This is a genomic window from Streptomyces djakartensis, from assembly GCF_014651075.1.
GTDB classification, from domain to species: domain Bacteria; phylum Actinomycetota; class Actinomycetes; order Streptomycetales; family Streptomycetaceae; genus Streptomyces; species Streptomyces djakartensis.
Genome location: NZ_BMWE01000021.1, coordinates 13689 through 38941, shown reverse-complemented (window position 1 = coordinate 38941; position 25253 = coordinate 13689). Strand labels below are relative to the sequence as shown.

Here is a 25253-nt window from a genome sequence, read left to right as displayed (position 1 = left end):
GGTAGGGAAATCGTTCCGCTACCGATCCTCCGCGCCGTCACCCGCCGTACCCGGCAGCCCGGCCGGGGACAGGGCGGCGGATTCGTCCGGGCGGCTCAACGGGGGCGTGGCGGCCGGGTCGGCGAGCAGCGCCGGGACCATCGTGTGCAGGGCCGCGACGGCCCGTCCGACCGCCGCGCGCACGGTCGCGCTGATGCCCGGCGCGATGTCCTCGTCGGCGGGTGCCCGCAGCTCCGGCTCGCAGGCGAGGACGAGTACGCGGGGGAGCGGCTCGTCGCCCAGGTGGGCGGCCAGGGCCAGGACCTTCGCCGGGTCCATGCCGTGCGCCTCGGGCGGGGCGCCTGTCGCGGCCCGGGCGGGGAGGTCGGGTTCGATCAGCGACAGGGTGCCCGGCTCGTGTCCCCGTGCGGCCGCGTCGACCAGGACGGCCGTGTCGTAGCCGTCGAGCAGCGCGTACGCGAGGTCCATCCCGCGGATGCCGAAGTCCCGTACCCGCACCCCGGGCGGCAGCGGGCGCTGCCCCAGGGCGCGGATGACCTCGGGGCCGAAGGCGTCGTCCGCGAGGAAGATGTTGCCGACGCCCGCCACGAGCAGGCGCGCACTCATCGCGTGGCTCCCAGGGGCCTCGGGGAGCCGGTCGGAAGCTTGCGGACGAAGGCCGCGCGCAGCGCGTGGTACGGCGCCCGCGGGTCGAAGAAGACGGCTCGCATCCGGGCGAGTTCGCTCCGCCGGTACTCGGCGAGGGGCCGCTGGAGCTCGTCCGCGTGACGTGCCGTGGTCTTGGCGGTGATGCGTTGGGTCAGATCCGGGTCGCCGGCGAGTTCGGCGGCCAGACGCTCGACCTCGTCCCGGAACCCCTGGGCCGGGACCGGTACCAGACGGTCCACCAGCCCGATCCGCTCGGCCGTCGCGGCGCTCACCGGCAACGCCTCGGTCGTCAGCCGCTCGGCCGTCTCGGCGCCCACGCGGCGGGGCAGCGAGTACGTCCAGTACTCCGACCCGTACAGGCCCATGTTCCGGTAGTGCGGGTTGAGGACGCTGCCGGTGCGGCACCAGACCTCGTCGGCGGCGAGGGCGAGCATGACGCCGCCGGCCGCCGCGTTGCCGCCGATGGCCGCCACCACCAGCCGGTCGGTGGTGCGCAGGATCGCCTCGACGAGATCGTTCATGGCGTTGAGATTGGACCAGGACTCACCCGCCGGGTCGCTCGAGGCCTCGATGACGTTGAGGTGGATGCCGTTGGAGAAGAAGTCACGGGAGCCGCCGAGCACCAGCACCGACGTGGGGCGGCTGAGCGCGTACCGGTAGGCCGCCAGCAGCCTGCGGCAGTGGGTGGTGCTCATCGCCCCGCCGGGGAACGAGAAGCTCAGGAACCCGATGTCCCCCTGCTGTCGGTAGCGGATGTCGGTCCAGGTGACGCGGCCCGGGGGCAGTTCGAGCGGGGCGGCGATCTCGGGCAGCCAGTAGGGGCGGTCGCTGGAACCCGGCATGCCACGGAATCCGGGCGGGGCCGGGAAGCCGGCCAGCACCGAGGCCGCCGGGCGGCGGAACGGTGCCGGGTCACCCGAGCTCTTGCGAGGGCGCAGCTCGGGGATCCACACGGCTCCGTCCCGGGTGGCCCGGCAGACCGCGCCGGACCGGGTCGCGAGCAGTTCCCCGGGCTCTCCCCGCAGCCGGTCCTCGGGATGCCCGCCGTGCAGGAAGACCTCCCGGCCGCAGAGTTCGTCCCGCACCCCGGGCTGCGAGTCGGCCCCGCGGAGCTTGCGCAGCACCGCCTGGGTGCTGTCGTTCTCCCAGTCGATCCGCCGCTGCTCCTGCCGGAAGAAGTCCCGCCACACCACCTGGATCCCGGGATCACTCTGCGGACGCGGCTTGAACGATCCGTCGGCGAATCGCCGCACCGCCAGCAGGACGGCGGCCGAGGCGGCGTCGGAGACCTCGCCGCGGTACACGTCGCTCTTGCCGGCGGACGGCACCGGGAAGGCCTCGTCCGCCCAGATGTCACCCGCGTCCATCGCCGCCTCGGCCTGCAGGACCGTCACGCCCCACCGGGGCGCCTCCTCGGCGATCGCCCAGTCCAGGGCCGACGGGCCCCGGTCGCCGGGTGGCCCCGGATGCACGATGAGGCAGGTGTGCTCCCGCCACACGTCCTCCGGCAGGGCCGACTTCAGCATCGGGGCCACGACCAGTTCCGGGCGTACCTCCCGAACGGCGTCCCGGACCGCGTCGGGGCCGTGCGAGGCGAGCACGACGTCCACCCGGTGCCCCTCGTCCGACAGTTCGGCGTAGACACGCTGGGACAGGCTGTTGAACGCACTGGCGACGAGCAAGATGTCCATGACATGGCATGGTCGCCGCTCGGGAGAGGGCCGAGAAGAACCACCGCGGCGTTTCGCGGCCCTCTTCCGCTTCCGGGCTATCCGCCTTGCTCTCGCCGGACGGCTGGCGCAGGCTGGTGCTGTGGGTGGGCACGACGGCCCTACGCTCATCACGTCCGTCCAGCGGGCCATGCGTCTGCTGGAGGCGGTGAGCGCGCACCAGAACGGCGCGCCGGCGAAGCAGCTGGCGCGTGAGACCGGCCTGCCCCTGGCCACCGCCTACCACCTGCTCCGGACGCTCGTCCACGACGGGTACGTGCGGAAGCTGGACGACGGGGGCTTCGTCCTCGGCGACAAACTCCAGGCGCTGCGCGGCACCGGCCGCGCCCAGGCGCTGCTCGGCCGTGTCCGGCCCACGCTGGCCGCGCTGCGCGACGAACTGGCGAGCCCCGCCTACCTCACCTTCTACGAGGAGGGCGAGATCAGGGTCGCCGAGATCGTCGACGGGCCGGGGACTCCTCGTGTCGATCTGTGGGTGGGTTTCGAGGACGCGGGGCACGCGACCGCGCTCGGCAAGTCCGTGCTGCGCGAAATGGACGTCGAGGCCCGCAAGGACTACCTCGCCCGTCACCACCTCGCCGACCTCACCCCCCGGACGGTCACCAGCCCGCCGGAACTGCTCCGGCGCCTGGAGACCCCGCCCCTGGCCCCGGCCGTCACCGACCTCGAGGAGTACGCCCTCGGCACGGTCTGTGTCGCCGTCCCCGTCTACAGCGGGAACACCATCGGCTCCCTCGGTGTCTCGCTGCCCGCGAACCGGCTGTCCAGACTGCCGGAGATCCGCGAGCGGCTGCTCCCGACCGCGAGCCGCGTGACCCGGAGCCTCTCGCTCACTATCTGAAATTCCGCTCCTTGCCGGTGTCCCAGTCCACCCCTTTTTCTGGATAAGTCGGATATTTATGGGATGTGCTGCATGCCTCGCATCCCGCACGCAGGTGAGGGACACGGACAAGAACATGAGCCATGCGCGAGACCTCGGTGACGACCACTGGCCTGAACAGCCGGCCGGCGTCCGGGTGGCCGGTGCCGGGGCTTCGGCCCGCAGGCGGGCCCTCGGGCAGCTGGCCGCGGGTACGCCCGTCCTGCCCGTACTGATCGTCATCGCCGTCCTGCTCGCCGATCTCGCCGGCGGCGCCGGGATGATCTGGCTGCCGCTCCTCGCCGCCGGGCCCGCGCTGGCCGCCACGACCAACGGGCCGCGCGGCGTCGTCTGTGTCGGCCTCCTCGCCGCGGTGCTCGGCGCGCTGCTGGGGATCCGGGACGGCGTTCCGGGCCGTGAGCTGGCCGCCGTGCTGTCGGCCCTGGTGGCCGTCACCCTCGCGAGCGGCCTGGCCAGTCTCCTGCGCGGGCGCCGGGAACGGGTGCTCGCGGCCGTCCGATCGGTCGCGGAGACCGCCCAGCACGCGCTGCTCAGGCCCGTACCGGCGAACGTCGGCCCCTTCCAGGTGGCCGTGCGCTACAGCGCCGCGGCCGCCGAGGCCCGGATCGGCGGCGACCTCTACGCCCTGATACCCACCCCGCACGGGGTACGGCTGATCGTCGGCGATGTGCGCGGCAAGGGGCTGCCCGCCGTGGGGACCGCCGCGCTGGTCCTCGGCGTCTTCCGGGAGGCCGCTCACGACGAGCCCGACCTGCTCGCCGTGGTCGACAGGATCGAGCGCAGCCTGGCGCGCAACCTCGGCCACGACGACTTCGTCACCGCCGTGGTCGCCGGACATCCGCCGCAAGGGCATCTGGAGGTGGTGAACTGCGGGCACACGCCCCCGCTGCTGGTGCGCGCCTCGGGGAGGGTCACGCCGGTCGAACCCGATCTTCCGTCTCCGCCCCTCGGGTTGCGCGCCCTCGCCGGTCACTCGCCCGGTCTCCAGGAGCTTCCGTTCGACGAGGGCGACCAGCTGCTGCTCTACACCGACGGCGTCACCGAGGCCCGCGACCACGGCCGCGCCTTCTATCCGCTCGCCGAAGGCCTCGAGCGTCATGTGTCCCACGATCCGGCCCACACCCTCGGCGCCCTGCACGACGAGCTGCTGGCCCACGTGGGGGGCCGGCTCCACGACGACGCGGCGCTCCTGCTGATCCGGAAGCCGGCCCTGTCCGAAGCGGGTGTGCCGGCCGAGGCGGCAGCTCCCGCCGCGGTCTGCGAGGCGCGCTGCCGCGCGTGACGTCGCCGCTACGGCTCGCGCAGGTCCGTGACCCGCTTGAGTTTGCCGAGGGAGCGTTCCAGTGTCTCCGGTTCGACGATCGTCACCTCGACCGTGACGCCGACGCGGTCCTTGACGTCCTGCGCGATCGCCCGGGCAGCGGCCTCGCGCCGCTCGGCGGGCGTGTCCGGGCGGGTCTCGACGCGCACGGTCATGTGGTCCAGGCGGCCCCGCCGGGTCAGCCGGATCTGGAAGTGCGGGGCCACGCCGGGCGTGCGCAGCACGATCTCCTCGATCTGGCTGGGGAAGACGTTCACCCCCCGAAGGATGATCATGTCGTCGCAGCGGCCGGTGATCTTCTGGATGCGGCGGAAGGCGGGCCGTGCCGTGCCGGGCAGCAGCCGGGTCAGGTCGCGGGTGCGGTAGCGGACGACCGGCAGGGCCTCCTTGGTCAGGGAAGTGAAGACCAGCTCGCCCTCCGTGCCCTCGGGCAGCACCTCACCGGTGACCGGGTCGACGACCTCGGGATAGAAGTGGTCCTCCCACACGTGCAGGCCGTCCTTGGTCTCCACGCACTCCTGAGCGACACCCGGGCCGATCACTTCCGACAGCCCGTATATGTCGACGGCGTGGATGTCCGTCCGCTCCTCGATCTCGCGGCGCATCTCCTCCGTCCACGGCTCGGCGCCGAAGACGCCCACCCGCAGAGAGGTGGAGCGAGGGTCGACGCCCTGCCGCTCGAACTCGTCGAGCAGCGTGAGCATGTACGACGGGGTGACCATGATGATCTCGGGGCGGAAGTCCTGGATGATCTGCACCTGGCGCGCGGTCATGCCGCCGGAGGCCGGGATCACCACGCAGCCGGCCCGTTCCGCGCCGTAGTGCGCGCCGAGGCCGCCGGTGAAGAGTCCGTAGCCGTAGGAGATGTGCACCTTGTGGCCGGGCCGTCCGCCGGCCGCCCGGATCGAGCGGGCGACGAGGTCCGCCCACATCGACAGGTCCTTCTCCGTGTAGCCGACGACCGTGGGGCGGCCGGTGGTGCCGCTGGAGGCATGGATCCGGCGGACCCGGTCCATGGGGACCGCGAACATGCCGAAGGGATAGGTGTCGCGCAGGTCCGCCTTGGTCGTGAACGGGAAGCGGGACAGATCCTCCAGGGTGCGGCAGTCCTCGGGCCCCACCCCGGCCTCGTCGAACTTCTTCCGGTACGTCTCCACGTTGTCGTAGGCGTGGCGCAGACTCCGCCGCAGACGGTCGAGCTGGAGTTCGCGCAGTTCCGCGCGTGTCAGGCGCTCACCGTCGTCCAGTAGATCGTGGGGGATCACTTCGTACACCGCCTTGTAGCCCGACCGAACATTCGGTTAGCTTCGGTGCCGCAAAGTAATCAACCAGCGTCGACACCTGTCAAGGGTCAGGGCCTTACCAAGGCGCGCCGGCTTGTCATACCATGGGCCGAACGAATGGTCGGTTGGGAAGTGGGACGGATGGACACGACACACTCCAGCCCCCCGGGGGCGGACGGCGCGGAGCCGGTTCTCCAGCGGCACTTCGACGCGACGATCGCGCGGGACCAGCGGATCGAGCCGCGTGACTGGATGCCGGAGGGCTACCGCAAGACGCTCGTCCGGCAGATCGCACAGCACGCGCACTCCGAGATCATCGGCATGCAGCCCGAGGGCGAGTGGATCACCCGGGCGCCGTCGCTGCGCCGCAAGGCCATCCTGTTCGCGAAGGTCCAGGACGAGGCCGGGCACGGCCTGTACCTGTACTCGGCGGCGGAGACGCTGGGCGCCGACCGCGCGGACCTGACCGAGCGGCTGATCGAGGGCCGCCAGAAGTACTCGTCGATCTTCAACTACCCCACGCTGAGCTTCGCCGACGTGGGCGTCATCGGCTGGTTCGTGGACGGGGCGGCGATCTGCAACCAGGTGCCGCTGTGCCGCAGCTCCTACGGCCCCTACGCGCGCGCCATGGTGCGCATCTGCAAGGAGGAGTCGTTCCATCAGCGGCAGGGCTACGAGCTGCTGATGACGATGATGCGCGGCACTCCCGAGCAGCGGGAGATGGTGCAGGACGCCGTGAACCGCTGGTGGTGGCCGTCCCTGATGATGTTCGGCCCGCCCGACGACGCCTCGCCCAACTCCGCGCGGTCCATGGCCTGGAAGATCAAGCGGCACAGCAACGACGAACTGCGCCAGCGCTTCGTCGACATGACCGTCCCGCAGGCCGGGAAGCTCGGCGTCACCCTGCCCGACCCGGAGCTGCGCTGGAACGAGGAGCGCGGGCACCACGACTTCGGCACCCCCGACTGGGACGAGCTCATGCGGGTCATCAAGGGCGACGGCCCGTGCAACGCCCAGCGGGTGGAACGGCGCCGCACGGCCCACGAGGAGGGCGCCTGGGTACGCGAGGCGGCCACCGCCCACGCCGTCAAGCAGGCCGCCCGCGCGGAGAAGGGAGCGGTGGCATGACCGCCGAGAAGCAGAAATGGCCGCTGTACGAGGTGTTCGTGCGCGGCAAGCGCGGGCTCAACCACGTCCACGTGGGTTCGCTGCACGCCGCCGACGACCGCATGGCGCTCACCCACGCCCGCGACCTGTACACCCGGCGCAACGAGGGCGTGAGCATCTGGGTGGTGCGCTCCAAGCACATCGCCGCCTCCACGCGCGACGAGAAGGACCCCTTCTTCGCTCCCAGCGCCGACAAGGTTTACCGGCACCCGACCTTCTACGACATCCCCGACGACGTCCCGCACATCTGAAGGAGAGGGCATGAGCGACGACCACGTCTACCTGACCCTCGCCGAGGGCCACGAGGACGACACCCGCTGGGCCTACGGCACCGGCTTCGAGGACCCCCTGCACGGCGTGGACACCACCGTGCCCGACGGCGTGGACGCCGGTGGACTGGCCGCCCTGTGCGTCACCCTGGCCGACGACGCCCTGGTCGCGGCGCAGCGGCTGGCCGAGTGGACCACCCGGGCCCCCGAGCTCGAGGAGGAGGTCGCCCTGGCCAACATCGGGCTCGATCTGCTCGGCCAGGCCCGCATGCTCTACTCCCGGGCGGGCCAGGCCGACGGCACCGGGCGCGGCGAGGACGCCTACGCGTATTTCCGTGACGCCGGCGACTTCCGCAACGTGCGCCTGGCCGAACTCCCCAACGGGGACTTCGCGTTCACCGTCGTGCGGCTGCTGGTGTTCTCCAGCTGGCGCCTCGCGCACTTCGAGCGGCTCACCGCCCACCGCGACCCGGTGCTCGCCGCGATCGCCGCCAAGGGCGTGAAGGAACTGGCCTACCACCGGCAGTACGCGGCCGAGTGGGCGGTGCGGCTGGGGGACGGCACCGAGGAGTCGCACCGCCGGATGCGCAAGGCGCAGGAGCAGGTCGCCCCCTACCTGGGCGAGCTGTTCACCGCGTACGACGTCCGCGACGAGGTCGTCGCCGTGCTGCGCCAGGTCACCGAGGCGGCAGGCCTGCCCATGCCCGTCTACCGTCCCCTGCCCGGCTCGGGCCGCGCCGGCGAGCACACCGAGCATCTCACCCCGCTGCTGGCCGAGTTGCAGGGCGTGGCCCGCGCTCATCCGGAGGCGGCATGGTGACCACGCTGCTCGACGCCCGACGGGCCCGGCGCATCGCCGAGCAGGTGCCCGACCCGGAGCTGCCCATGCTCACCCTGGCCGACCTCGGCGTGCTGCGCGAGGTCTGTCTGGCCCCGGACGGGACGGTCGTCGCGAGTCTCACCCCGACCTACTCGGGCTGCCCGGCGATGGCGGAGATGCGGGCGGGTGTGGCTGCCCGGCTGCGCGCCGCGGGATACGCGCGAGTGGAGATCCGCACCGTCCTGGACCCGCCGTGGACCAGCGACTGGATCACCGCGGACGGCCGCCGCAAGCTCGCCGAACACGGCATCGCCCCGCCCGGGGCCAGGCGGGCGGGCGCCACCGGACCGGTCCCGCTGGTGCTGTCGCCGGCCCGCCGTTCGGTGCCCTGCCCCCGCTGCGGCTCCGCCGACACCGAGGAGACCTCCCGCTTCGGCGCCACGTCCTGCAAGGCCCTGTGGCGCTGCCGCGCCTGCCGCGAGCCGTTCGAGCACCTCAAGGAGATCTGATGGAGGACCTGATGGAGCCGGCCCCCGCCCCGGCGGCAGGCGCCCGTGCCCGCCGACGCCCGGTCTTCCGCCCCCTGCGGGTCGCCGCCGTGCTGCCGCTGTGCGAGGACGCGGCGGCCGTCAGCTTCGACATCCCGGACGAACTGGCCGAGGAGTTCGCCTTCGCGCCCGGCCAGTCGCTCACCCTGCGGCGTGAGATCGACGGCCGCGACGAGCGCCGCTCGTACTCGATCTGCTCGCCCGCCGGCACACCGCCCCGCATCGGCGTCCGGGTCGTACCCGGCGGCCTGTTCTCCTCCTGGCTGGTGCGTGACCTGCGCCCCGGCGACACCGTCGAGGTGATGGCACCCACCGGGGCCTTCACACCCGACCTCACCACGCCCGGCCACCACGTCCTCATCGCCGCCGGCTCGGGCATCACCCCCATGGTCTCCATCGCCGAGTCCGTCCTGGCCGCCGACTCCCGCTCGACGGTCACCCTCCTCTACGGCAACCGCCGCACCGGCACCGTGATGTTCGCCGACGAGCTGGCCGACCTCAAGGACCTCTACCCGACGCGCTTCCAGCTCGCCCACGTCCTCTCCCGGGAGCCTCGCGAGGCCGAGGTGCTCTCCGGACGTCTCGACGCCGACCGGCTGGCCGCGCTCGTCGACGCGCTGGTCGACGTACCGTCCGCCGACCACTGGTGGCTGTGCGGCCCGCACGGCATGGTCCGCGCCGCGAGGCAGGTCCTGACCGGTCTCGGCGTCCCCGCCGACCGCGTCCACCAGGAGCTGTTCTACGCCGACGACGAGCCCGTACGCGAGGTGCGGCACACCGAGAGAGGCCCCTCGGGGCCCGTCAGCCAGGTCACCGTCACCCTCGACGGCCGCTCCACCACCTCCGCCCTGCCCCGGGAGCGCACCATCCTCGAAGGCGCCCAGCAGACCCGCCCCGACCTCCCCTTCGCCTGCAAGGGCGGCGTCTGCGGCACCTGCCGTGCCCGGATCACCGACGGCAAGGCCGACATGCGCCGCAACTTCGCCCTGGAACCGGCCGAGGTCGACGCCGGCTACGTCCTCACCTGCCAGTCGTTCCCGGTGTCTGAGGCGCTGACGGTGGACTTCGACACCTGAGCCGGAGCCGGGGTTCAGTCGGTCCGCAGGACGCGCAACGCCGTAAGTGCCACATGGAGTTCGGTGCGCCGTTCGCCGGACTCGAGGTCGATGCCGAGGACGCGTTCGATGGTGCGCAGGCGCTGGTACATCGTCTCCCTGGACAGGCCGCCGCGGCGGGACGCGGCGGTCTTGTTGCCCGCCGCGTCGAGATAGTGGCCGAGGGTCGTCAGCAGGTCGGTGCCGTGCCTGGTGTCATGCTCGATGAGCCGGCCGAGCCGGCGCTCCGTGTAGTCCTGGATCCGCGTGTCCTCGCGCAGGGCGTACAGCAGGCGGCGCAGGCCGACGTCCGGCAGTTCGTGGAAGGAGCGGCCGGCGGGGAGGGGCTGGCCGGGCGGGGTGGCCTCCAGGACCCGGGCCGCCTCCCGGAAGGAGCGCGCGGTGTCGGCGAGGTCGGCCACCTCCGAGCCGGCACTCACGATCGCCCCCGGGGCCAGGCTCAGGGCGGTGCGGCTCAGGCGTTCGGCCACCGGGCGCCAGGGCTGGGCGGGCCGCAGGGCGGGCAGGACGCCGAGGCGGCCGGGGGAGAGCTCGCCGACGAGTGCCGCGACACCCGCCGACCTCAGATCCCGGTGCAGCCGGGCCTCCAGCTCACCGCCGGCCGCCTGCGGCCCGAGGTCGACGAGGATCGCCACGAACCGGCTGTCCTCGGTGGGCAGACCGAGCGCGGCACAGCGGGCGCGGGTGTCCTCGGGGGAGTGGTGGAGCTGCTCCGCCAGCTCCCGCAGCGCGGTGCGGTGGGCCGTGTGCTCCCAGGGCGTGGCATGGATGAGACGGGCGACGGTCAGGGCCATCGCCGTGCGTTCCAGCACGGTCACGTGTTCCGGCCCGAAGTCCGGCCCTTGCGCGGAGAGTCCGAGCATGACCAGGCGGCCCCAGCGTTCGCCCTGGTAGGAGACGGGCGAGGTGAGCCAGCCCTCCGGGCCGCCCACCTCCGTGTGGTCGCCGGGCTCGGCGGCCCGGGAGCGCCGCTCCCACCCGGCGAGGGCGTCCTCGACCGTGCTCCCGGACGGCTCGCAGATCAGCGCCTGGTGCACCAGGTTCTCCAGGACGACCGTGCGGCCGCTCATCTCCGCCGCCGCGCGCACCACGTCCTGCGGTCCCGCGCCGCGCAGCGTCAGGGCGGTGAACGCCTCGTGGATCCGCTGGGTCCGGCGCATCGCGTCGGCCTGATTGCCGAGGATGAGGGCGTGCACGACCTGGGTGACCTCCAGGAAGTTGACGTCCCGGGCGAGGGTGACCAGGGGAAGACGCCGCGCGCGGCAGGCCTGGACGAGGGCGTCGGGCGGGCGGTGGTAGCGCCGTACCAGCTCGATGACCAGGGCGGCCGCTCCCACGTCGGTGAGCTCGTCGACGTACCGGCGGACGCCCGCGGCGTCGTCCGGCAGCGGCATGCCCGTGGTCAGGACGAGCTCGCCGCCCTTGAGGAAGGACGCGGGGTCCGTCAGCTCGGTGATGTGCACCCAGCGCACCGGCCGGTCCAGCTGGGACAGCCCGGTGATCACCTGGGGCTGCCCGGCGGCCAGGACGGGCAGGGCGAGGACGTCGGCGACGGTGGGCGCGCGACCGGCCGGGGCGGAGTCCCGGCCGGTCGCCGGGGGCTGTTCGTTCACGATGTCTCCCTGCTCGCCCGGTCACTCTGACAAGCCGCGCTGACCTGCGCAAGAGCTGTCCACGGGAGGGGCGGGCGGTACCCGGGGGGTTCGCCGGCTGACACAACGTCCGAACATCGCGCTCCCGCTGGACACATCACGCGTTGTCGCCTCTCTGGGTGGCTCGGATGCTCGGATACCGGACCGACGAGCACCCAGACCTCGACGCACGGCCGGGAGACGAACATGACCGCACTGTCGCCGCACCTTCGCCAGGCCACGCCCGTGGTCGCGGCCCGAGGCGAAGGCATCCACCTCTACGGTGAGGACGGCCGCCGTTACCTCGACTTCACCGCCGGCATCGGCGTCACCAGCACCGGGCACTGCCATCCCAGGGTCGTGGCGGCGGCGCAGGAGCAGGTGGGCACGCTGGTGCACGGCCAGTACACGACCGTCATGCACCAGCCGCTGCGGCGCCTCGTCGACAAGCTGGGCGAGGTCCTGCCGGCCGGCCTGGACAGCCTGTTCTTCACCAACTCCGGAAGCGAGGCCGTCGAGGCGGCGCTGCGGCTGGCCCGCCAGGCCACCGGCCGCCCCAACGTCCTGGTCTGCCACGGCGGCTTCCACGGCCGCACCGTCGCCGCCGCCTCCATGACCACCTCCGGCATCCGCTTCCGGTCCGGCTTCTCCCCGCTGATGAGCGGCGTGGTCGTCACCCCGTTCCCGACGCCCTTCCGCTACGGCTGGGACGAGGAGACCGCCACCCGCTTCGCCCTGAAGGAGCTCGACTACACCCTGCAGACGATCTCCTCGCCGGCCGACACGGCCGCGATCATCGTCGAACCGGTGCTCGGCGAGGGCGGGTACGTCCCCGCCAACCGCGCGTTCGTCGAGGGGCTGCGGGAGCGCGCGGACCGGCACGGCTTCCTGCTCATCTTCGACGAGGTGCAGACGGGCGTCGGGCGCACCGGACGCTTCTGGGGCCACGACCACTTCGGCGTCACCCCGGACATCCTCGTCACCGCCAAGGGCCTCGCCAGCGGCTTCCCGCTGTCCGGCATCGCCGCCTCCGAGGAGCTGATGAGCAAGGCCTGGCCCGGCTCGCAGGGCGGCACGTACGGCGCCAACGCCGTCGCCTGCGCCGCCGCCTGCGCGACCCTGGACGTCGTCCGCGACGAGGAGCTCGTCGAGAACGCCGAGGCGATGGGCAAGCGGCTGCGTACCGGCCTGGAGGCGGTGGCCGACCGTACCCCGGGCATCGGTGACGTCCGCGGCCTCGGCCTGATGCTCGCCACCGAGTTCGTCGACGAGGACGGCGGCCCCGACCCCGAGACCGCCGCCCGGGTGCAGCGCGCCGCCATCGACGAGGGCCTGCTCCTGCTGCTGTGCGGCGCCTGGAACCAGGTCGTGCGCATGATCCCGGCGCTCGTCATCGACGAGGCGGGCGTGGACGAGGGCCTCCAGGCCTGGGCGAACGCCGTCGAGGCCGGCACCTCGGGAGCGGCGGACCGATGACCACCGCCACCCGCGACCTGGCGGGTCTGACGGCCCGCATCGCCGAGATCGCGCCCGGTCTGCGGGTGGAGACCGGCCCGGGGGCGACCGGCCCCTATGCCTACGACGCCTCCAACTACCGTGTGCCGCCGCGGGCCGTGGCCTTCCCGCGCACCGCCGACGACGTGGTCGCGGTGCTGCGGGCCTGCCGTGAGGCGGGTGTGCCGGTCACGGCCCGGGGCGGCGGCACGAGCATGGCCGGCAACGCCGTCGGGCCCGGCGTCGTCCTGGACTTCTCCCGGTACATGAACCGGATCCTGGACATCGACGCCGAGGCGCGTACCGCGCGGGTCGAGGCCGGTGTCGTGCTGGACGCGCTGCGCGGCGCGACCGCACTGCACGGCCTGGACTTCGGCCCGGACCCGTCCTCGCACAGCCGCTGCACGCTGGGCGGCATGATCGGCAACGACGCGTGCGGCAACCGGTCAGTGCGCGACGGGCGGACCAGCGGACACGTCGAGGCGCTGGAGATCGTGACGGCCGACGGCGTGCGGGCCGTCGCCGACCGCTGCGGGCTGCGTGCCGCCGAGCCGGGCGACGCGGAGGCTGTGCGGCGCGTCGCCCGGCTCGAATCCGACCTGCGGAAGCTGATCGACGGCAACCTGGCGGCGATCCGGACCGAGCTGGGCCGCATCCCGCGCCAGGTCTCCGGCTACCAGCTGCAGCACCTGCTGCCGGAGAACGGCTTCGACACGGCCCGCGCGCTGGTGGGCACCGAGGGCACCTGTGCGGTCGTCACCGCCGCGACGGTCCGCCTGGTGGCGGCCGCACAGGCATCCACCCTGCTGACCCTCGGCTACGACGATGTGGTCGAGGCGGCCGAGGACGTGCCGGAGATCCTGCGCTGGTCGCCCAGTGCCGTGGAGGGCATGGACGAGGCGATCGTGGCCACCATGAGGGCCCGCCGGGGCGCGGACTCGGTGACCGGTCTGCCCGAGGGGCGGGCCTGGCTGTATGTCGAGCTCGAAGGCGACGACCAGGCCGCGGTGAACGCCCGGGCGGCCGAGCTGCTGGACGCGCTCAGGTCCCGGGGCCGTATGACCGGAGGGCGGGTCGTCGACAGCCCGGCCGAGCGGCGTTCGCTGTGGCGGGTGCGTGAGGACGGTGCGGGGCTGGCCGCCCGGCTCGTCGACGGTGGTGAGTCATGGCCGGGCTGGGAGGACGCGGCCGTCGCCCCCGAGAACCTCGCCTCCTACCTGCGCGGCTTCCGCAAGCTGCTGGTCTCCCACGACCTGACCGGTGTGCTGTACGGGCACTTCGGCGCGGGCTGCGTCCACGTGCGCATCGACTTCGACCCGGCCACCGAGGCCGGGCGGGCGGTCATGCGGCGGTTCCTGTCCGAGGCGGCGGCGCTGGTCGTGGAGCACGGTGGCACGCTGTCGGGCGAGCACGGTGACGGACGGGCCCGCAGCGAACTGCTGGAGGTCATGTACAGCCATCGCATGATCGCCGCGTTCGCCGCGTTCAAGAAGGTCTTCGACCCTGAGGGGCTGCTGAACCCCGGCGTCATCGTCGATCCGGCCCCGCTCGACGGGAACCTGGCGCTGCGTGAACTGCCGTTGGTGGAGACGACGTTCGGCTTCCCCCACGACGCGGACGGTTTCGCCGGGGCGGTGCGCCGCTGTGTGGGTGTCGGCCGGTGCCGCAGCGACACGGGCGGTGTGATGTGCCCGAGCTACCGGGCGACGGGAGAGGAGAACGCCTCCACCCGAGGCCGGGCCCGCATGCTGCAGGAGATGATGCGCGGCGAGGCGTTGCGGGAGGGCTGGCGCTCCACGCAGGTGCGCGACGCCCTGGACCTGTGCCTGTCGTGCAAGGCGTGCTCCAGCGACTGCCCGGTGGGTGTCGACATGGCCACCTACAAGGCGGAGTTCCTCCACCAGCACTACAAGGGCAGGCTCAGGCCCCGCTCCCACTACTCCCTGGGCTGGCTGCCCCTCACCTCGGCCCTGGCCGGATACGCCGCCCGACCGGTCAACGCCGTGCTGCGCGGACCACTGGGCAAGCTCCTCGCCCGACTCGGCGGCGTGACGACCAGACGCAGGATCCCCGCCTTCGCCTCCCGCCGCGCCCTGCGCAGGACCCTGCGCGCGGCGAAGCCGGACGGGCCGGCCGAGGCGGTGCTGTTCGTCGACAGCTTCACCCGCGCCTTCCGCCCCCGGATCGCCGGCGCCACCAGCCGCGTCCTCGCCGACGCCGGCCTCCCGTGCACCGTCCAGGACGCTCTGTGCTGCGGGCTGACCTGGGTCAGCACCGGCCAGCTGTCCGTCGCCCGGCGGATCATGGCCCGCACCGTCGCCGCCCTCGACACCGGCGACACCCGGCCGATCGTCGTGGCCGAACCCAGCTGCGCCGCCGCCCTCAAGCGCGACGTGCCCGAACTGCTCGGCACCCCGGCCGCCCAGCGGGTAGCGGACCGCGTCCACACCCTCACCGGAGCCCTCACCGACCTCGCCGACGAGGGCTGGACGCCACCCCGGCTGCCCGGGAACGTCGTGCTGCAGACCCACTGCCACGAGTACGCCACGTTCAAGGGCCGCCGCCCCGCCGACCTGCTGCGCCGCCTCGGCGTGAGCGGCGTCGACGAGGCCGAGGGCTGCTGCGGCCTCGCCGGCAACTTCGGTTTCGAGGAACAGCACTACGACACCTCCATGGCCGTGGCGGACCTGGCCCTCAAACCCCGCCTCGACGGCCTCGGCGGACGGACCGTCGTGGCCGACGGCTTCAGCTGCGCCACCCAGATCGACCACCTCGCCGGTGACCGGGGCACCCGTGCCCTGCACCTCGCGGAACTGCTCGACCCCGCCGCCGACCGACCAGGAGAGACGACATGACCGAGGTACTGACCCAGTTGTTCATCGGCGGTGCCTGGGTGGACGCCGCGGACGGCGCCACCATGCCCGTCGACGACCCCGCCACCGGCGAGATCCTCTGCCACGTCGCCGACGCCGGCCCCAAGGACGCCAGGTCGGCCGAGGAGGCGGCCGTCCAGGCACAGGCCGAGTGGGCGCGCACCGCGCCCCGGGCCCGCAGCGAGATCCTGCGCCGCGCCTACGAACTCATCCTCGAGCGCACCGACGAACTCGCCCACCTGATGACCTCCGAAATGGGCAAGCCGCTGGCCGAGGCCCGGGGAGAGGTGGCGTACGCCGCGGAGTTCTTCCGCTGGTTCTCCGAGGAGGCCGTCCGCATCGACGGCGGCTGCGGCATCCTTCCCGACGGGCGCAACCGCATGCTGCTCTCCCGCCGTCCGGTCGGCCCCTGCCTGCTGATCACGCCGTGGAACTTCCCGCTGGCCATGGGCACCCGCAAGATCGGCCCGGCCATCGCCGCCGGCTGCACGATGATCCTCAAGCCGGCCCCGCAGACTCCGCTGTCCAGCCTCGCCCTGGCCGGGATCCTCAAGGAGGCCGGCCTGCCCGACGGGGTGCTGAACGTCGTCACCACCTCCCGGGCCGGCGAGGTGTGCGAGCCGCTGCTGCGCGGCGGGAGGATCCGCAAGCTGTCCTTCACCGGCTCCACGGCCGTCGGCCGGCTGCTGCTCGCGCAGTGCGCCGACACTGTCGTGCGCACCTCGATGGAACTGGGCGGCAACGCGCCGTTCATCGTCTTCGAGGACGCCGACCTGGAGGCGGCCGTGGACGGCGCGATGGTCGCCAAGATGCGCAACATGGGCGAGGCCTGCACCGCCGCCAACCGCTTCTTCGTCCACCGCTCGGTGGCCGGCGACTTCGGGCGACGCCTCGCCCAGCGGATGGGCGCGCTGGTCGTCGGCCCCGGCACCCGGGACGGTGTCGATGTCGGCCCGCTGATCGACACCGCCGGGCGGGCCAAGGTGGCGGAACTGGTCGCGGACGCGGTCGAGCGCGGCGCCCAGGTGCTGGTCGGCGGCCGCACGCCGGAGGGGCCGGGCTGCTTCTACCCGCCGACCGTGCTAACGGACGTGTCCCCCGAGAGCCGTCTGATGGACACCGAGATCTTCGGACCCGTGGCCGCCATCCTGACCTTCGACGACGAGGACGAGGTCGTCTCCCGCGCCAACGACACCCCCTGGGGCCTCGTCGGCTACGTCTTCACCGAGGGCCTGGACCGCGCCCTGCGCGTCAGCGAACGCCTGGAGGTCGGCATGGTGGGCCTCAACACCGGTCTCGTCTCCAACCCCGCCGCCCCCTTCGGCGGCGTCAAGCAGTCCGGGCTCGGCCGCGAGGGCGGCCGGGTGGGCATCGACGAGTTCCTGGAGTACCAGTACCTGGCGGTGCCCGTGCGCTGACACGTCCCGGGAGCGACGCATGAAGGAATGAATGAGTCTTCATGTGTTCCTGTATGGTGAGGGGCCTGACGCGCCCCCGCCAGAAGGACCCCCCGATGACTTCCACCCTCACACCGCGGCCGGTCGACCGGCCGCGGTCCTCCCGTCGCGGACCGGTGGCCCGGCGGCGTACCCGGGTCCTCGCCCTCCCCGAGGCGCGCTGGGCCGCGGCCGCCACCGCCTTCTTCCTGCTCGGGCTGCCCCTCCAGCTGACCGGCGCGCCCGCCTGGACCTGGGGCCCGCTGTACGCGCTGTCCTACGTCACGGGTGGCTGGGAGCCGGGCTGGGAGGGACTGAAGGCGCTGAAGGAGCGCACCCTCGACGTCGACCTGCTGATGGTCGTCGCCGCCCTGGGCGCGGCGGCCATCGGGCAGGTGATGGACGGCGCCCTGCTCATCGTCATCTTCGCCACCTCGGGCGCGCTGGAGGCACTGGCCACCGCCCGCACCGCCGACTCCGTACGCGGCCTGCTCGACCTGGCCCCCGCCACCGCCACCCGGCTGACCCCGGACGGCGGCGAACAGACCGTGCCGGTGGAGGAACTGGGTCTCGGGGACACCGTGCTGGTCCGCCCGGGGGAGCGGGTCGGCGCGGACGGCCGGGTACTGGACGGGGCAAGCGAGGTCGACCAGGCGACCATCACCGGCGAGCCGCTCCCCGTGGTGAAGGAGCGGGGCGACGACGTCTTCGCCGGCACCCTCAACGGCACCGGCGCCCTGCGGATCCGGGTCGAGCGCGACGCGTCCGACTCGGTGATCGCCCGGATCGTCCGCATGGTGCAGGAGGCGTCCGAGACCAAGGCGCCCACGCAGCTGTTCATCGAGAAGGTGGAACAGCGCTACTCGCTGGGCATGGTGGCCGCGACGCCGGCCGTCTTCCTGGTGCCGCTCGCCTTCGGCGCGCCGTTCACCGAGTCGCTGCTGCGCGCCATGACCTTCATGATCGTTGCCTCCCCGTGCGCGGTCGTACTGGCCACCATGCCGCCCCTGCTGTCGGCCATCGCCAACGCCGGACGGCACGGCGTGCTGGTGAAGTCGGCGGTGGTGATGGAGCGGCTGGGCCAGACGGACGCGGTCGCGCTCGACAAGACCGGCACCCTGACCGAGGGCAGCCCGCGTGTCACCGACGTCCGGCCGCTCGCCGCGTCAGGACTCGACGCGAGCGAGTTGCTGACGCTGGCGGCAGCGGCGGAACGGCCGAGTGAACATCCGCTGGCCCGTGCGGTCGTCGAGGCGGCCCGCGAGCGTGGCCTCGACCTGCCCGACGCGGACGGTTTCACGTCGACTCCCGGGGTGGGAGTGACCGCCGTCGTCGGTGGCCGCACGGTCGCCGTGGGCGCCCCGGACCGCCTGCTGGACCACGCCGTGGCGACCGTCGCGGAACTCGAGGAGTCCGGCCGTACCGCAGTCCTGGTCGTCGTCGACGGCACCCCCGCCGGCCTGCTCGGCATCGCCGACCGGCTGCGCCCGGACGCGGCCGCCACGGTCGCCGCGCTCACCACCCTCACCGGGGCCACGCCCGTGCTCCTCACCGGCGACAATCCCCGAGCCGCCGCACGCCTCGCCGCCGAGGCCGGCATCGACGACGTGCGGGCCGGCCTCCTGCCGCAGGACAAGCTGGCCGCGGTGCAGGACATGGAGAGCGCCGGACGCAGGGTGCTGGTCGTCGGGGACGGGGTCAACGACGCGCCCGCCCTGGCCGCCGCGCACACCGGCGTCGCCATGGGCCGGGCGGGCTCCGACCTCGCCCTGGAGACCGCGGACGCGGTGATCGTGCGCGACGAGCTCTCCACGGTCCCCGCCACCGTCGCCCTCTCCCGCCGCGCGCGCGGTCTGGTCGTCCAGAACCTCGTCATCGCCGGGGCGTGCATCGCCGGCCTCGTCGCCTGGGACCTGGCCGGGACCCTGCCCCTGCCGCTGGGCGTCGCCGGCCACGAGGGCTCCACGGTCCTGGTCGGCCTGAACGGCCTGCGCCTGCTGCGGGAGACCGCCTGACAGCGGGCGGCCGCCGAGACAAGCGCCTGACCGAGCGGTTTCAGCGCGGCGGGCCGCCGCTGTCCCGCACCACCAGGTCGACGGGGGCCAGGCCGTCCACCCGGGGCCGCTCTCGGGGGCCGTCGATACGGTCCGGCAGCAGCCGCAGGGACCGGGTGCCGTTCTCGGCGAAGTCGGTGCGGACGGTGGTCAGCGGGGGCAGCAGATGCGCGGCCTCGGGAATGTCGTCGTAGCCCACCACGCTGACGTCCCCCGGGGACGGACCGCCCGGACTCGTGCAGGGCGTGCAGCAGCCCCAGGGCCATCTGGTCGTTGGACGCGAACACGGCCGTCACCTCCGGGCGCCGGGCCAGCCGGAGGCCCACGCTGAAGGCGGCCGGTGCGGACGTTCCGGCGCCGCTCGTCGGTGGCTTGCCAGCTCGCCCGCCGGTGGTCGGCGGAGGTCCAGCCGGCCGGGCCGGCGATGTGCCAGACGGTGCGGTGGCCCAGACCGAGCAGGTGCTCGGTGGCCTTGCGGGCGCCGGTGCGGGAGTCGCCGGTGATCAGGGGAGTGTCGTCGTCCAGGGCGTTCTCCAGCACGACCAGGGGAGTATGGACGGGGGCCCGTACCGGGCGGCGTCGAAGGAGATCACCCCGAGCATCCACGCCCTGCCCTCCCGCCACACCCCGCTGATCCCCGAACCCTCCGCACCGTCTGCCGAACCTTCAAGATCCAGCAGGATTGCCCCAGGCTCGATCGGGTACGCGAGCAGAACCGTGTCCGGGACGGATCTTGTCCCGGGCAGGCCGCACGACCGCCGCTATCAGGGAATCTGCCATGGAGACACCCGCAAACGACCCCACGCCCACGCCCGCCCAGCGGGCTCTGGACGTCCTCGCCGACAACACGGAGGACGCGGCGGCTCTGGACGCGCTCGCCAACAGCGACGTGCTCATCCCCGTGCCCGACGACGCGAACGACGCCGACGCGGCCAACCCCTCGGCGGTGGCACTTCCGGTGCTGGAGCAGCCGGGCGGCGAACCGGTGGTGCCCGTGTTCACCTCCGAGGTGGAGATGGCCGGGCTGCTGCCGTTCGTGTCCCGCTACCGCCTGGTGCCGCTCGGCGCCCTCGCCGCCCAGTGGCCGGCCGACGACCTGTCGCTCACCATCGACGGCAGCTCGGAACACCGCCTGACGCTCACCTCGGAGGGAGTGCGCACCCTGCTGGCACGCCCGTAGGACAGGCCGAGACCCGGGGCCGGACGCCGGGGTGGGCTATGTGCCCTCGCCCAGCGTCCGGGCCAGTGCGGCCCGCTGCAGCGGCAGCACCTCGGCGTGCAGGTCACGGCCCTTCGGCGTCAGGGACACCCACACGCCGCGCCGGTCCTCCGCGCACACGGAACGCGTCACCAGCCCGTCCTTCTCCAGCCGGGCGATGAGCCGCGACAGCGCGCTCTGACTGAGATGAACCCGCCCGACCAGGTTGTGCACCCGGCACTGCTCGCCCACCTCGGGCGCCGCGGTCGCGAGAATGTCCAGGACCTCGAAGTCCGACGCGCCCAGGCCGTGCGGATGCAGCACCCGGTCGATCTCGCACATCGTTCGGGCATGCGCCGACAGGATGTCCCGCCAGCGTTCCTCGAGCCGCGCACCAGCCGTTTTCGCCGCCATATCGGAACCGTACACCGCTGTTCGATGACCATACATGCAGTGCGTGGGGTGCGGGTCTACGTCGACTCCCGCTTCACCAGCTCCGTCGGCAAGATCACCGCCGCCGGAGCCTCGCCCCCGATCTGCGCGAGCAGCACCCGGACCATCTCCGTGCTGATGCGGTCCCAGGGCTGCCGGATGGTCGTGAGCTGCGGGCTCGACGCCAGGGCGGCCGGGGAGTCGTCGAAGCCGCCGACCGCGACATCCTGCGGCACCCGCCGCCCCGCCCGCTGCAGGGCCGCCAGTACGCCCTGGGCCATGAGGTCCGAGGCGACGAACACCGCGTCCACCTCGGGGGCCTGTGCCAGCAGCCGCTCGGCGCCCGCCTCGCCGCTGGCCCGGCTGTAGTCGCCGGGGACGACGAGGCGCTCGTCGAACTCCAGGCCCGCGTCCGCGATCACCTCCCGGTAGCCGGCCAGGCGCTCGACACCGCCGGGGGTGTCCAGCGGGCCGGTCACCATGCCCACCCGGCGCCGCCCGAGCGACAGCAGATGACGCACCATGTCGCGGGCGCCGTCGCGATCGTCGGCGGCCACGTAACTGACCTTCGAGCCGAGCCCGATCGGCTTCCCGCACGCCACCAGCGGTACACCGGCCGCGCGCAACTGCTCGGCGACCGGGTCGCCGGAGTGGCTGGAGACCAGCAGCACCCCGTCCACGTGCCCGGCGGTGATGTACCGCGCGATGCGCCGCCGTTCGTCCCCGGTGCCCGCCAGCATCAGCAGCAGCGGGACGTCGTGCGCGGCGAGCGCCTGGGTGCAGCCGCGCAGCAGCACGTTGAAGTTGGGGTCCTCGAAGAACCGCTCCTGTGGTTCCGTGAGCAGGAAGCCGATCGAGTCGGACCGCCCGGTGATCAGGGAGCGGGCGTGCCGGTTGACGACGTACCCCGTCCTGCGGATGGCCGCGTTGACCGCCTCCTGGGCGGCCGGGCTGACGTAGTGGCCGCCGTTGAGCACACGCGAGACGGTGCCGCGCGAGACCCCCGCCTCGCGCGCCACGTCGTGGATCGTGGGTGGCCTGCGCCTGCCTCCCGCAGCGTTCATGGTCATGACTTTACGGCTCCGGACAGCAGATCCAGACTCCAGAACCGCTGGATGACCAGGAAGAGAGCGACCAGCGGGAGCACCGCGAGGAACGCGCCCGTGATCACCAGCGTGTACAGCGCCGGGGAGTTGGCGCCCTGCTCCAGCAGCGTGAACAGGCCGAGCGTGATCGGGAACCTCTCGTCGTCGCTCAGCATGATGTACGGCAGCAGGAAGTTGTTCCAGATCGCCACGAACTGGAACAGGAACACCGTCACCATGCCGGGGATCATCATCGGCAGCGCGATCCGCGTGAAGATCCGCCACTCGCTCGCCCCGTCCATCCGCCCGGCCTCCACCACGTCGGCGGGCACCGCGGCGGCGGCGTAGACCCGCGCGAGGTAGACGCCGTACGGAGAGAGGATCTGCGGCAACAGGACCGACAGGAGGGAGTCCGTGAGGTCGGCCTCCGCCAGCAGCAGGTACTGCGGGACGGCCAGGATCACCGGCGGCATCAGCACACCCGCGAGCAGCACGCTGAAGATCGTCTCGCGGCCCCGGAAACGGTAGGTCGCCAGCGCGTAGCCGCTGAGCGCCGAGACGCAGGCCGACAGCAGGGCGCCCAGCCCGGCGTGCAGGGCGGAGTTGCCCATCCACTGCCAGTAGACGCCGTCGCGGTAGGCGCTCAGATCGCGGACGTTGCCGGCGAAGCCCGTGCCGGGCAGGAAGGTGAACGTGGAGAACAGCTCACGGCCGGACTTGGTGGCCGCGATGACCACCCAGGCCACCGGCAGCAGGCAGTAGAGGGCTCCCAGGAGCAGGGTGACCGTGGGGATCAGGGCGGTCCGGCGGCGCAGCGGCGGGCGCCCCCGGGCGGCGCCGGGCGTGCTGCCCGCCACCGGGTCGGTCTGGGGGACGGCGAGTGAGCTCATCGGGCGGCCTCCTGCTTCTGACGTCGGTTCGCGGCTCGCAGGAAGCCGAAGGACAGCAGCAGGGTGGCGATCGCGATGATCACGGCCTGTGCCGCGGCGCTGTGGGTGTCGCCGTCGCCGAACGCGTCACGGTGCACCTTCATCAGCGGACTCCACGTGGTGGACACGGAGTTGGTGAGGGGCTTGAGGGTGGTCGGCTCGTTGAACACCTGGAGTGTGGCGATGATCGAGAAGAAGAAGGTCAGTACCAGCGAGGGCGCCACCATCGGGATCTTGATCCGCAGGGCGATCTGCAGCGGGCTCGCGCCGTCCAGCCTCGCCGCCTCGTACACCTCGGCCGGGATCGCCTGGAGCGAGGTGTAGATGACGATCATGTTGAAGCCGGTGCCGCCCCACACGGCGATGTTCGACAGCGCCAGGTACAGCGGTCCGCCGTCCAGCAGGTCCGGCTGCGGCAGTCCCAGCCTGTCGAGCACGAAGTAGAAGGGGCTGACGTCCGGCAGGTACAGAAAGCCCCACAGCAGCGCCGCCATCACCCCGGGGACGGCGTACGGCAGGAAGATCGCGAGGCGGGTGAGCGGAGCGAGCCGTACCTTCTCGGTGTCGAGCATCAGCGCGAACAGCAGGGCGAGGCCCAGCATCACGGGGACCACGATGCAGCCGTAGCCCAGCACCCGCAGGGCCCCGTGCACCAGCTCGCTGTCGGTCAGGGCGTCGGTGTAGTTCTCCGGACCGGCCCAGACTTCCCTGCGGGCGCCGGAGCCGAGTCCGAGCCCGGACACCTTCACCTTGTGGAAGCTGAGCCAGACCGCGTAGCCGATGGGCAGCGCGAAGAACAGCGCGAACAGGATCGTCGCGGGAAGGAGGAAGGCGTACGGGGCCCTCTTGACCCCGTACGACTCCCGGCGTGCCGTGCTTTTCACCGAGCGACCTCGAAGCCCTGCTTCTTCATGTCGGCGACGGTGTCGGCCTGCATCTCGCTCAGGGCGGCGCCGAAGTCCGACTTGTTCTTGGCGGCGGCGCCGAAGGCGTCCTTGAAGGTGGTGTAGGCGACGTTCACGTTCGGGCCCCAGGCCGAGGGCGCGGTGGTCTCGGCGATGTCGGCGGCCTTGGCGTAGAAGTCCGCCTGGTTCGAGAAGTAGGCCGGCGGCTTGAGGAAGGCGCCGCTGGTCTGGGCGTTCTTGGCGGCGGGGTAGATGCCGCTCTCCTTGGCCAGCGCGTTCAGGGCCTCGCTGTCGGTGTTCAGCCAGGCGGCGAACTTCGCGGCGGCCCGCTGGTGCTCGGAGTCCGTGGTGACGGCGGTGGAGGAGCCGCCCCAGCTGCCGGTGCGGTTCTCGGCGGCCGACCACTGGGGGAGCGGGGCCATGGCCCACTTGCCCTTGGTGTCGGGAGCGGCGGTGGTGAGCGTGCCCGGTGCCCACACGGCGCTGACCCAGGCGATCTGCTTGCCGGTGTTGAGCGCCTTGTTCCAGGAGGGGGTGTACATGGGCTGGTTGTCGATGGCGCCCTCCTTGACCAGGCCGCCCCAGAACTTGGCGACCTTCCGCGTCGCCGGGTCGTCGATGGAGACCTTCCACTGGTCGCCGGAGGTCGTCCACCACTTCGCGCCGGCCTGCTGGGCGAGGCCCGCGAAGAGCCCGGAGTCGCTGGCGGAGAAGGTGGTGAGGTCCTTGTCGGGGGCCGCCTTCTTGAGCTCCCGGGCGGTCTCGGCGAACTCGTCCCAGGTCGTCGGGACCGACAGGCCGTACTGCTTGAACAGGTCCTCGCGGTAGAAGAACATCATCGGCCCGATGTCCTGCGGGACGGCGTATACGGCGTCCGTGCCGAGCGTCGTCTGCTGCCAGACACCGTCGGCGAAGCTGCTCTCGGCGTCGCCCACGTTCTCCGATATGTCCGCGAGGGCGTCGTTGCTGACCAGCGTGGGCAGCGCCTGGTACTCCGCCTGCACCAGGTCGGGGGCCTTGCCGGCCTTGTGCGCGGTGAGGATCTTGGTGATCAGCGTGTCGCCGGAGGCCTGCTTCTTCACCGTGACCGTGATCTGGTCCTCCTTGCCCGGCCCCTTGTTCCACAGGTCCACGACCTTGTCCATGCCGGGCGTCCAGGTCCAGTACGTCAGCGAGACCGGGCCCGAGCCGCCCTCGCTGTCCCCGGACTCCGTGCCGCAGGCGGCGAGGGCGGTGGTGCCGAGCACCAGGGCTACGGCGGATCTCACGAGGCGGCGGCGCTTCGTGTACGGCATGGATCTCTCCCCTGACCTGGGGTCCTCGCCTGCTGCGAGGACCTGCCATGCTTCTGTGAGCGTTCACAGTAGAGAAACAGCACGGACACTTGTCAATGATTGTTGCTGTGCGGTTATGTTGGCCTGCGCGGTGCATCGCT

The 25253-nt window shown here is 72.5% G+C and carries 21 protein-coding genes and 1 pseudogene; 12 read left to right on the top strand and 10 right to left on the bottom strand.

Annotated elements, in window-relative coordinates; genetic code table 11:
* Nucleotides 1-18: 18 nt before the first annotated feature.
* Nucleotides 19-606 (bottom strand): hydrogenase maturation protease, encoded by a 588-nt coding sequence (locus IE212_RS28465; protein ID WP_190200837.1) that lies wholly within the window; start codon nucleotides 604-606, stop codon nucleotides 19-21.
* Nucleotides 603-2339: an enoyl-CoA hydratase-related protein gene (locus IE212_RS28460; protein ID WP_190200836.1), complete on the bottom strand. Its 1737-nt coding sequence runs from the start codon at nucleotides 2337-2339 to the stop codon at nucleotides 603-605. Before IE212_RS28460 ends, IE212_RS28465 begins: the two co-directional genes overlap by 4 nt.
* 121 nt (nucleotides 2340-2460) lie before the next feature.
* On the opposite strand from IE212_RS28460, the gene IE212_RS28455 reads away from it, so the two are divergent.
* Together IE212_RS28455 and IE212_RS28450 are read left to right on the top strand one after the other, a co-directional pair.
* Nucleotides 2461-3219: an IclR family transcriptional regulator gene (locus tag IE212_RS28455; protein ID WP_190200835.1), complete on the top strand. Its 759-nt coding sequence runs from the start codon at nucleotides 2461-2463 to the stop codon at nucleotides 3217-3219.
* Nucleotides 3220-3334: 115 nt separating this feature from the next.
* Nucleotides 3335-4540, top strand: a complete 1206-nt coding sequence (locus IE212_RS28450) for a PP2C family protein-serine/threonine phosphatase (RefSeq protein ID WP_190200834.1) — start codon at nucleotides 3335-3337, stop codon at nucleotides 4538-4540.
* 8 nt (nucleotides 4541-4548) lie between these two features.
* Here the strand turns inward: IE212_RS28450 and paaK are convergent, their stop codons facing one another.
* Entirely contained in the window at nucleotides 4549-5853 is a 1305-nt protein-coding gene (gene paaK, locus IE212_RS28445) for a phenylacetate--CoA ligase PaaK (protein ID WP_190200833.1), read from the bottom strand.
* A gap of 150 nt (nucleotides 5854-6003) precedes the next feature.
* On the opposite strand from paaK, the gene paaA reads away from it, so the two are divergent.
* Genes paaA through paaE form a run of 5 tightly spaced genes read left to right on the top strand, consistent with a single transcriptional unit; the run spans nucleotide 6004 to nucleotide 9742 of the window.
* On the top strand, nucleotides 6004-6990 hold the full coding sequence (gene paaA / locus IE212_RS28440; RefSeq protein WP_190200832.1) for a 1,2-phenylacetyl-CoA epoxidase subunit PaaA: 987 nt from the start codon (nucleotides 6004-6006) through the stop codon (nucleotides 6988-6990).
* The gene (gene paaB / locus IE212_RS28435) at nucleotides 6987-7280 is read left to right on the top strand and encodes a 1,2-phenylacetyl-CoA epoxidase subunit PaaB (protein ID WP_190200831.1); all 294 of its coding nucleotides are present in this window, start codon (nucleotides 6987-6989) and stop codon (nucleotides 7278-7280) included. Before paaA ends, paaB begins: the two co-directional genes overlap by 4 nt.
* Nucleotides 7281-7290: 10 nt before the next feature.
* Nucleotides 7291-8118 carry a 1,2-phenylacetyl-CoA epoxidase subunit PaaC gene (paaC, locus tag IE212_RS28430; RefSeq protein ID WP_190200830.1) on the top strand — a complete coding sequence of 276 codons (828 nt, stop codon included), beginning with the start codon at nucleotides 7291-7293 and terminating at the stop codon, nucleotides 8116-8118.
* The gene (paaD, locus tag IE212_RS28425) at nucleotides 8112-8627 is read left to right on the top strand and encodes a 1,2-phenylacetyl-CoA epoxidase subunit PaaD (protein WP_190200829.1); all 516 of its coding nucleotides are present in this window, start codon (nucleotides 8112-8114) and stop codon (nucleotides 8625-8627) included. The genes paaC and paaD overlap by 7 nt, the downstream gene beginning before the upstream one ends.
* Entirely contained in the window at nucleotides 8627-9742 is a 1116-nt protein-coding gene (gene paaE, locus IE212_RS28420) for a 1,2-phenylacetyl-CoA epoxidase subunit PaaE (RefSeq protein WP_229864627.1), read from the top strand. The genes paaD and paaE overlap by 1 nt, the downstream gene beginning before the upstream one ends.
* A 14-nt stretch (nucleotides 9743-9756) precedes the next feature.
* Here the strand turns inward: paaE and IE212_RS28415 are convergent, their stop codons facing one another.
* Nucleotides 9757-11394, bottom strand: a complete 1638-nt coding sequence (locus IE212_RS28415) for a PucR family transcriptional regulator (RefSeq protein WP_229864626.1) — start codon at nucleotides 11392-11394, stop codon at nucleotides 9757-9759.
* A 225-nt stretch (nucleotides 11395-11619) separates the two neighbouring features.
* Between IE212_RS28415 and IE212_RS28410 the strand changes: the two genes are divergently transcribed.
* The 4 genes from IE212_RS28410 (at nucleotide 11620) to IE212_RS28395 (ending at nucleotide 19230) form a co-directional block, all read left to right on the top strand.
* Nucleotides 11620-12888, top strand: a complete 1269-nt coding sequence (locus IE212_RS28410) for an aspartate aminotransferase family protein (protein WP_190200828.1) — start codon at nucleotides 11620-11622, stop codon at nucleotides 12886-12888.
* Nucleotides 12885-15761 carry an FAD-binding and (Fe-S)-binding domain-containing protein gene (locus IE212_RS28405; RefSeq protein ID WP_190200827.1) on the top strand — a complete coding sequence of 959 codons (2877 nt, stop codon included), beginning with the start codon at nucleotides 12885-12887 and terminating at the stop codon, nucleotides 15759-15761. Before IE212_RS28410 ends, IE212_RS28405 begins: the two co-directional genes overlap by 4 nt.
* Complete coding sequence (locus IE212_RS28400; RefSeq protein WP_190200826.1) at nucleotides 15758-17197, top strand: NAD-dependent succinate-semialdehyde dehydrogenase; 1440 nt, start codon at nucleotides 15758-15760, stop codon at nucleotides 17195-17197. The genes IE212_RS28405 and IE212_RS28400 overlap by 4 nt, the downstream gene beginning before the upstream one ends.
* 95 nt (nucleotides 17198-17292) lie before the next feature.
* Complete coding sequence (locus IE212_RS28395; protein WP_190200825.1) at nucleotides 17293-19230, top strand: heavy metal translocating P-type ATPase; 1938 nt, start codon at nucleotides 17293-17295, stop codon at nucleotides 19228-19230.
* A 40-nt stretch (nucleotides 19231-19270) separates the two neighbouring features.
* Here IE212_RS28395 and IE212_RS28390 read toward each other — a convergent pair.
* Nucleotides 19271-19821 (bottom strand): annotated as a pseudogene (locus tag IE212_RS28390) (substrate-binding domain-containing protein); the annotation flags it as partial.
* 226 nt (nucleotides 19822-20047) lie between these two features.
* On the opposite strand from IE212_RS28390, the gene IE212_RS28385 reads away from it, so the two are divergent.
* Nucleotides 20048-20449, top strand: coding sequence for an SseB family protein (locus IE212_RS28385; protein ID WP_086598811.1), 402 nt, complete (start codon nucleotides 20048-20050; stop codon nucleotides 20447-20449).
* A 36-nt stretch (nucleotides 20450-20485) separates the two neighbouring features.
* Here the strand turns inward: IE212_RS28385 and IE212_RS28380 are convergent, their stop codons facing one another.
* From IE212_RS28380 to IE212_RS28360, 5 genes are read right to left on the bottom strand one after another with little or no spacing between them, the layout of a single operon-like run.
* The gene (locus tag IE212_RS28380; RefSeq protein ID WP_190200824.1) at nucleotides 20486-20881 is read right to left on the bottom strand and encodes a MarR family winged helix-turn-helix transcriptional regulator; all 396 of its coding nucleotides are present in this window, start codon (nucleotides 20879-20881) and stop codon (nucleotides 20486-20488) included.
* A 56-nt stretch (nucleotides 20882-20937) separates the two neighbouring features.
* Complete coding sequence (locus IE212_RS28375) at nucleotides 20938-21969, bottom strand: LacI family DNA-binding transcriptional regulator (RefSeq protein ID WP_190200823.1); 1032 nt, start codon at nucleotides 21967-21969, stop codon at nucleotides 20938-20940.
* Complete coding sequence (locus IE212_RS28370; RefSeq protein ID WP_190200822.1) at nucleotides 21966-22874, bottom strand: carbohydrate ABC transporter permease; 909 nt, start codon at nucleotides 22872-22874, stop codon at nucleotides 21966-21968. Before IE212_RS28370 ends, IE212_RS28375 begins: the two co-directional genes overlap by 4 nt.
* Nucleotides 22871-23797: a carbohydrate ABC transporter permease gene (locus IE212_RS28365; RefSeq protein ID WP_190200821.1), complete on the bottom strand. Its 927-nt coding sequence runs from the start codon at nucleotides 23795-23797 to the stop codon at nucleotides 22871-22873. The genes IE212_RS28370 and IE212_RS28365 overlap by 4 nt, the downstream gene beginning before the upstream one ends.
* Nucleotides 23794-25113: an ABC transporter substrate-binding protein gene (locus IE212_RS28360; protein ID WP_190200820.1), complete on the bottom strand. Its 1320-nt coding sequence runs from the start codon at nucleotides 25111-25113 to the stop codon at nucleotides 23794-23796. The genes IE212_RS28365 and IE212_RS28360 overlap by 4 nt, the downstream gene beginning before the upstream one ends.
* Between the last annotated feature and the right edge of the window lie 140 nt (nucleotides 25114-25253).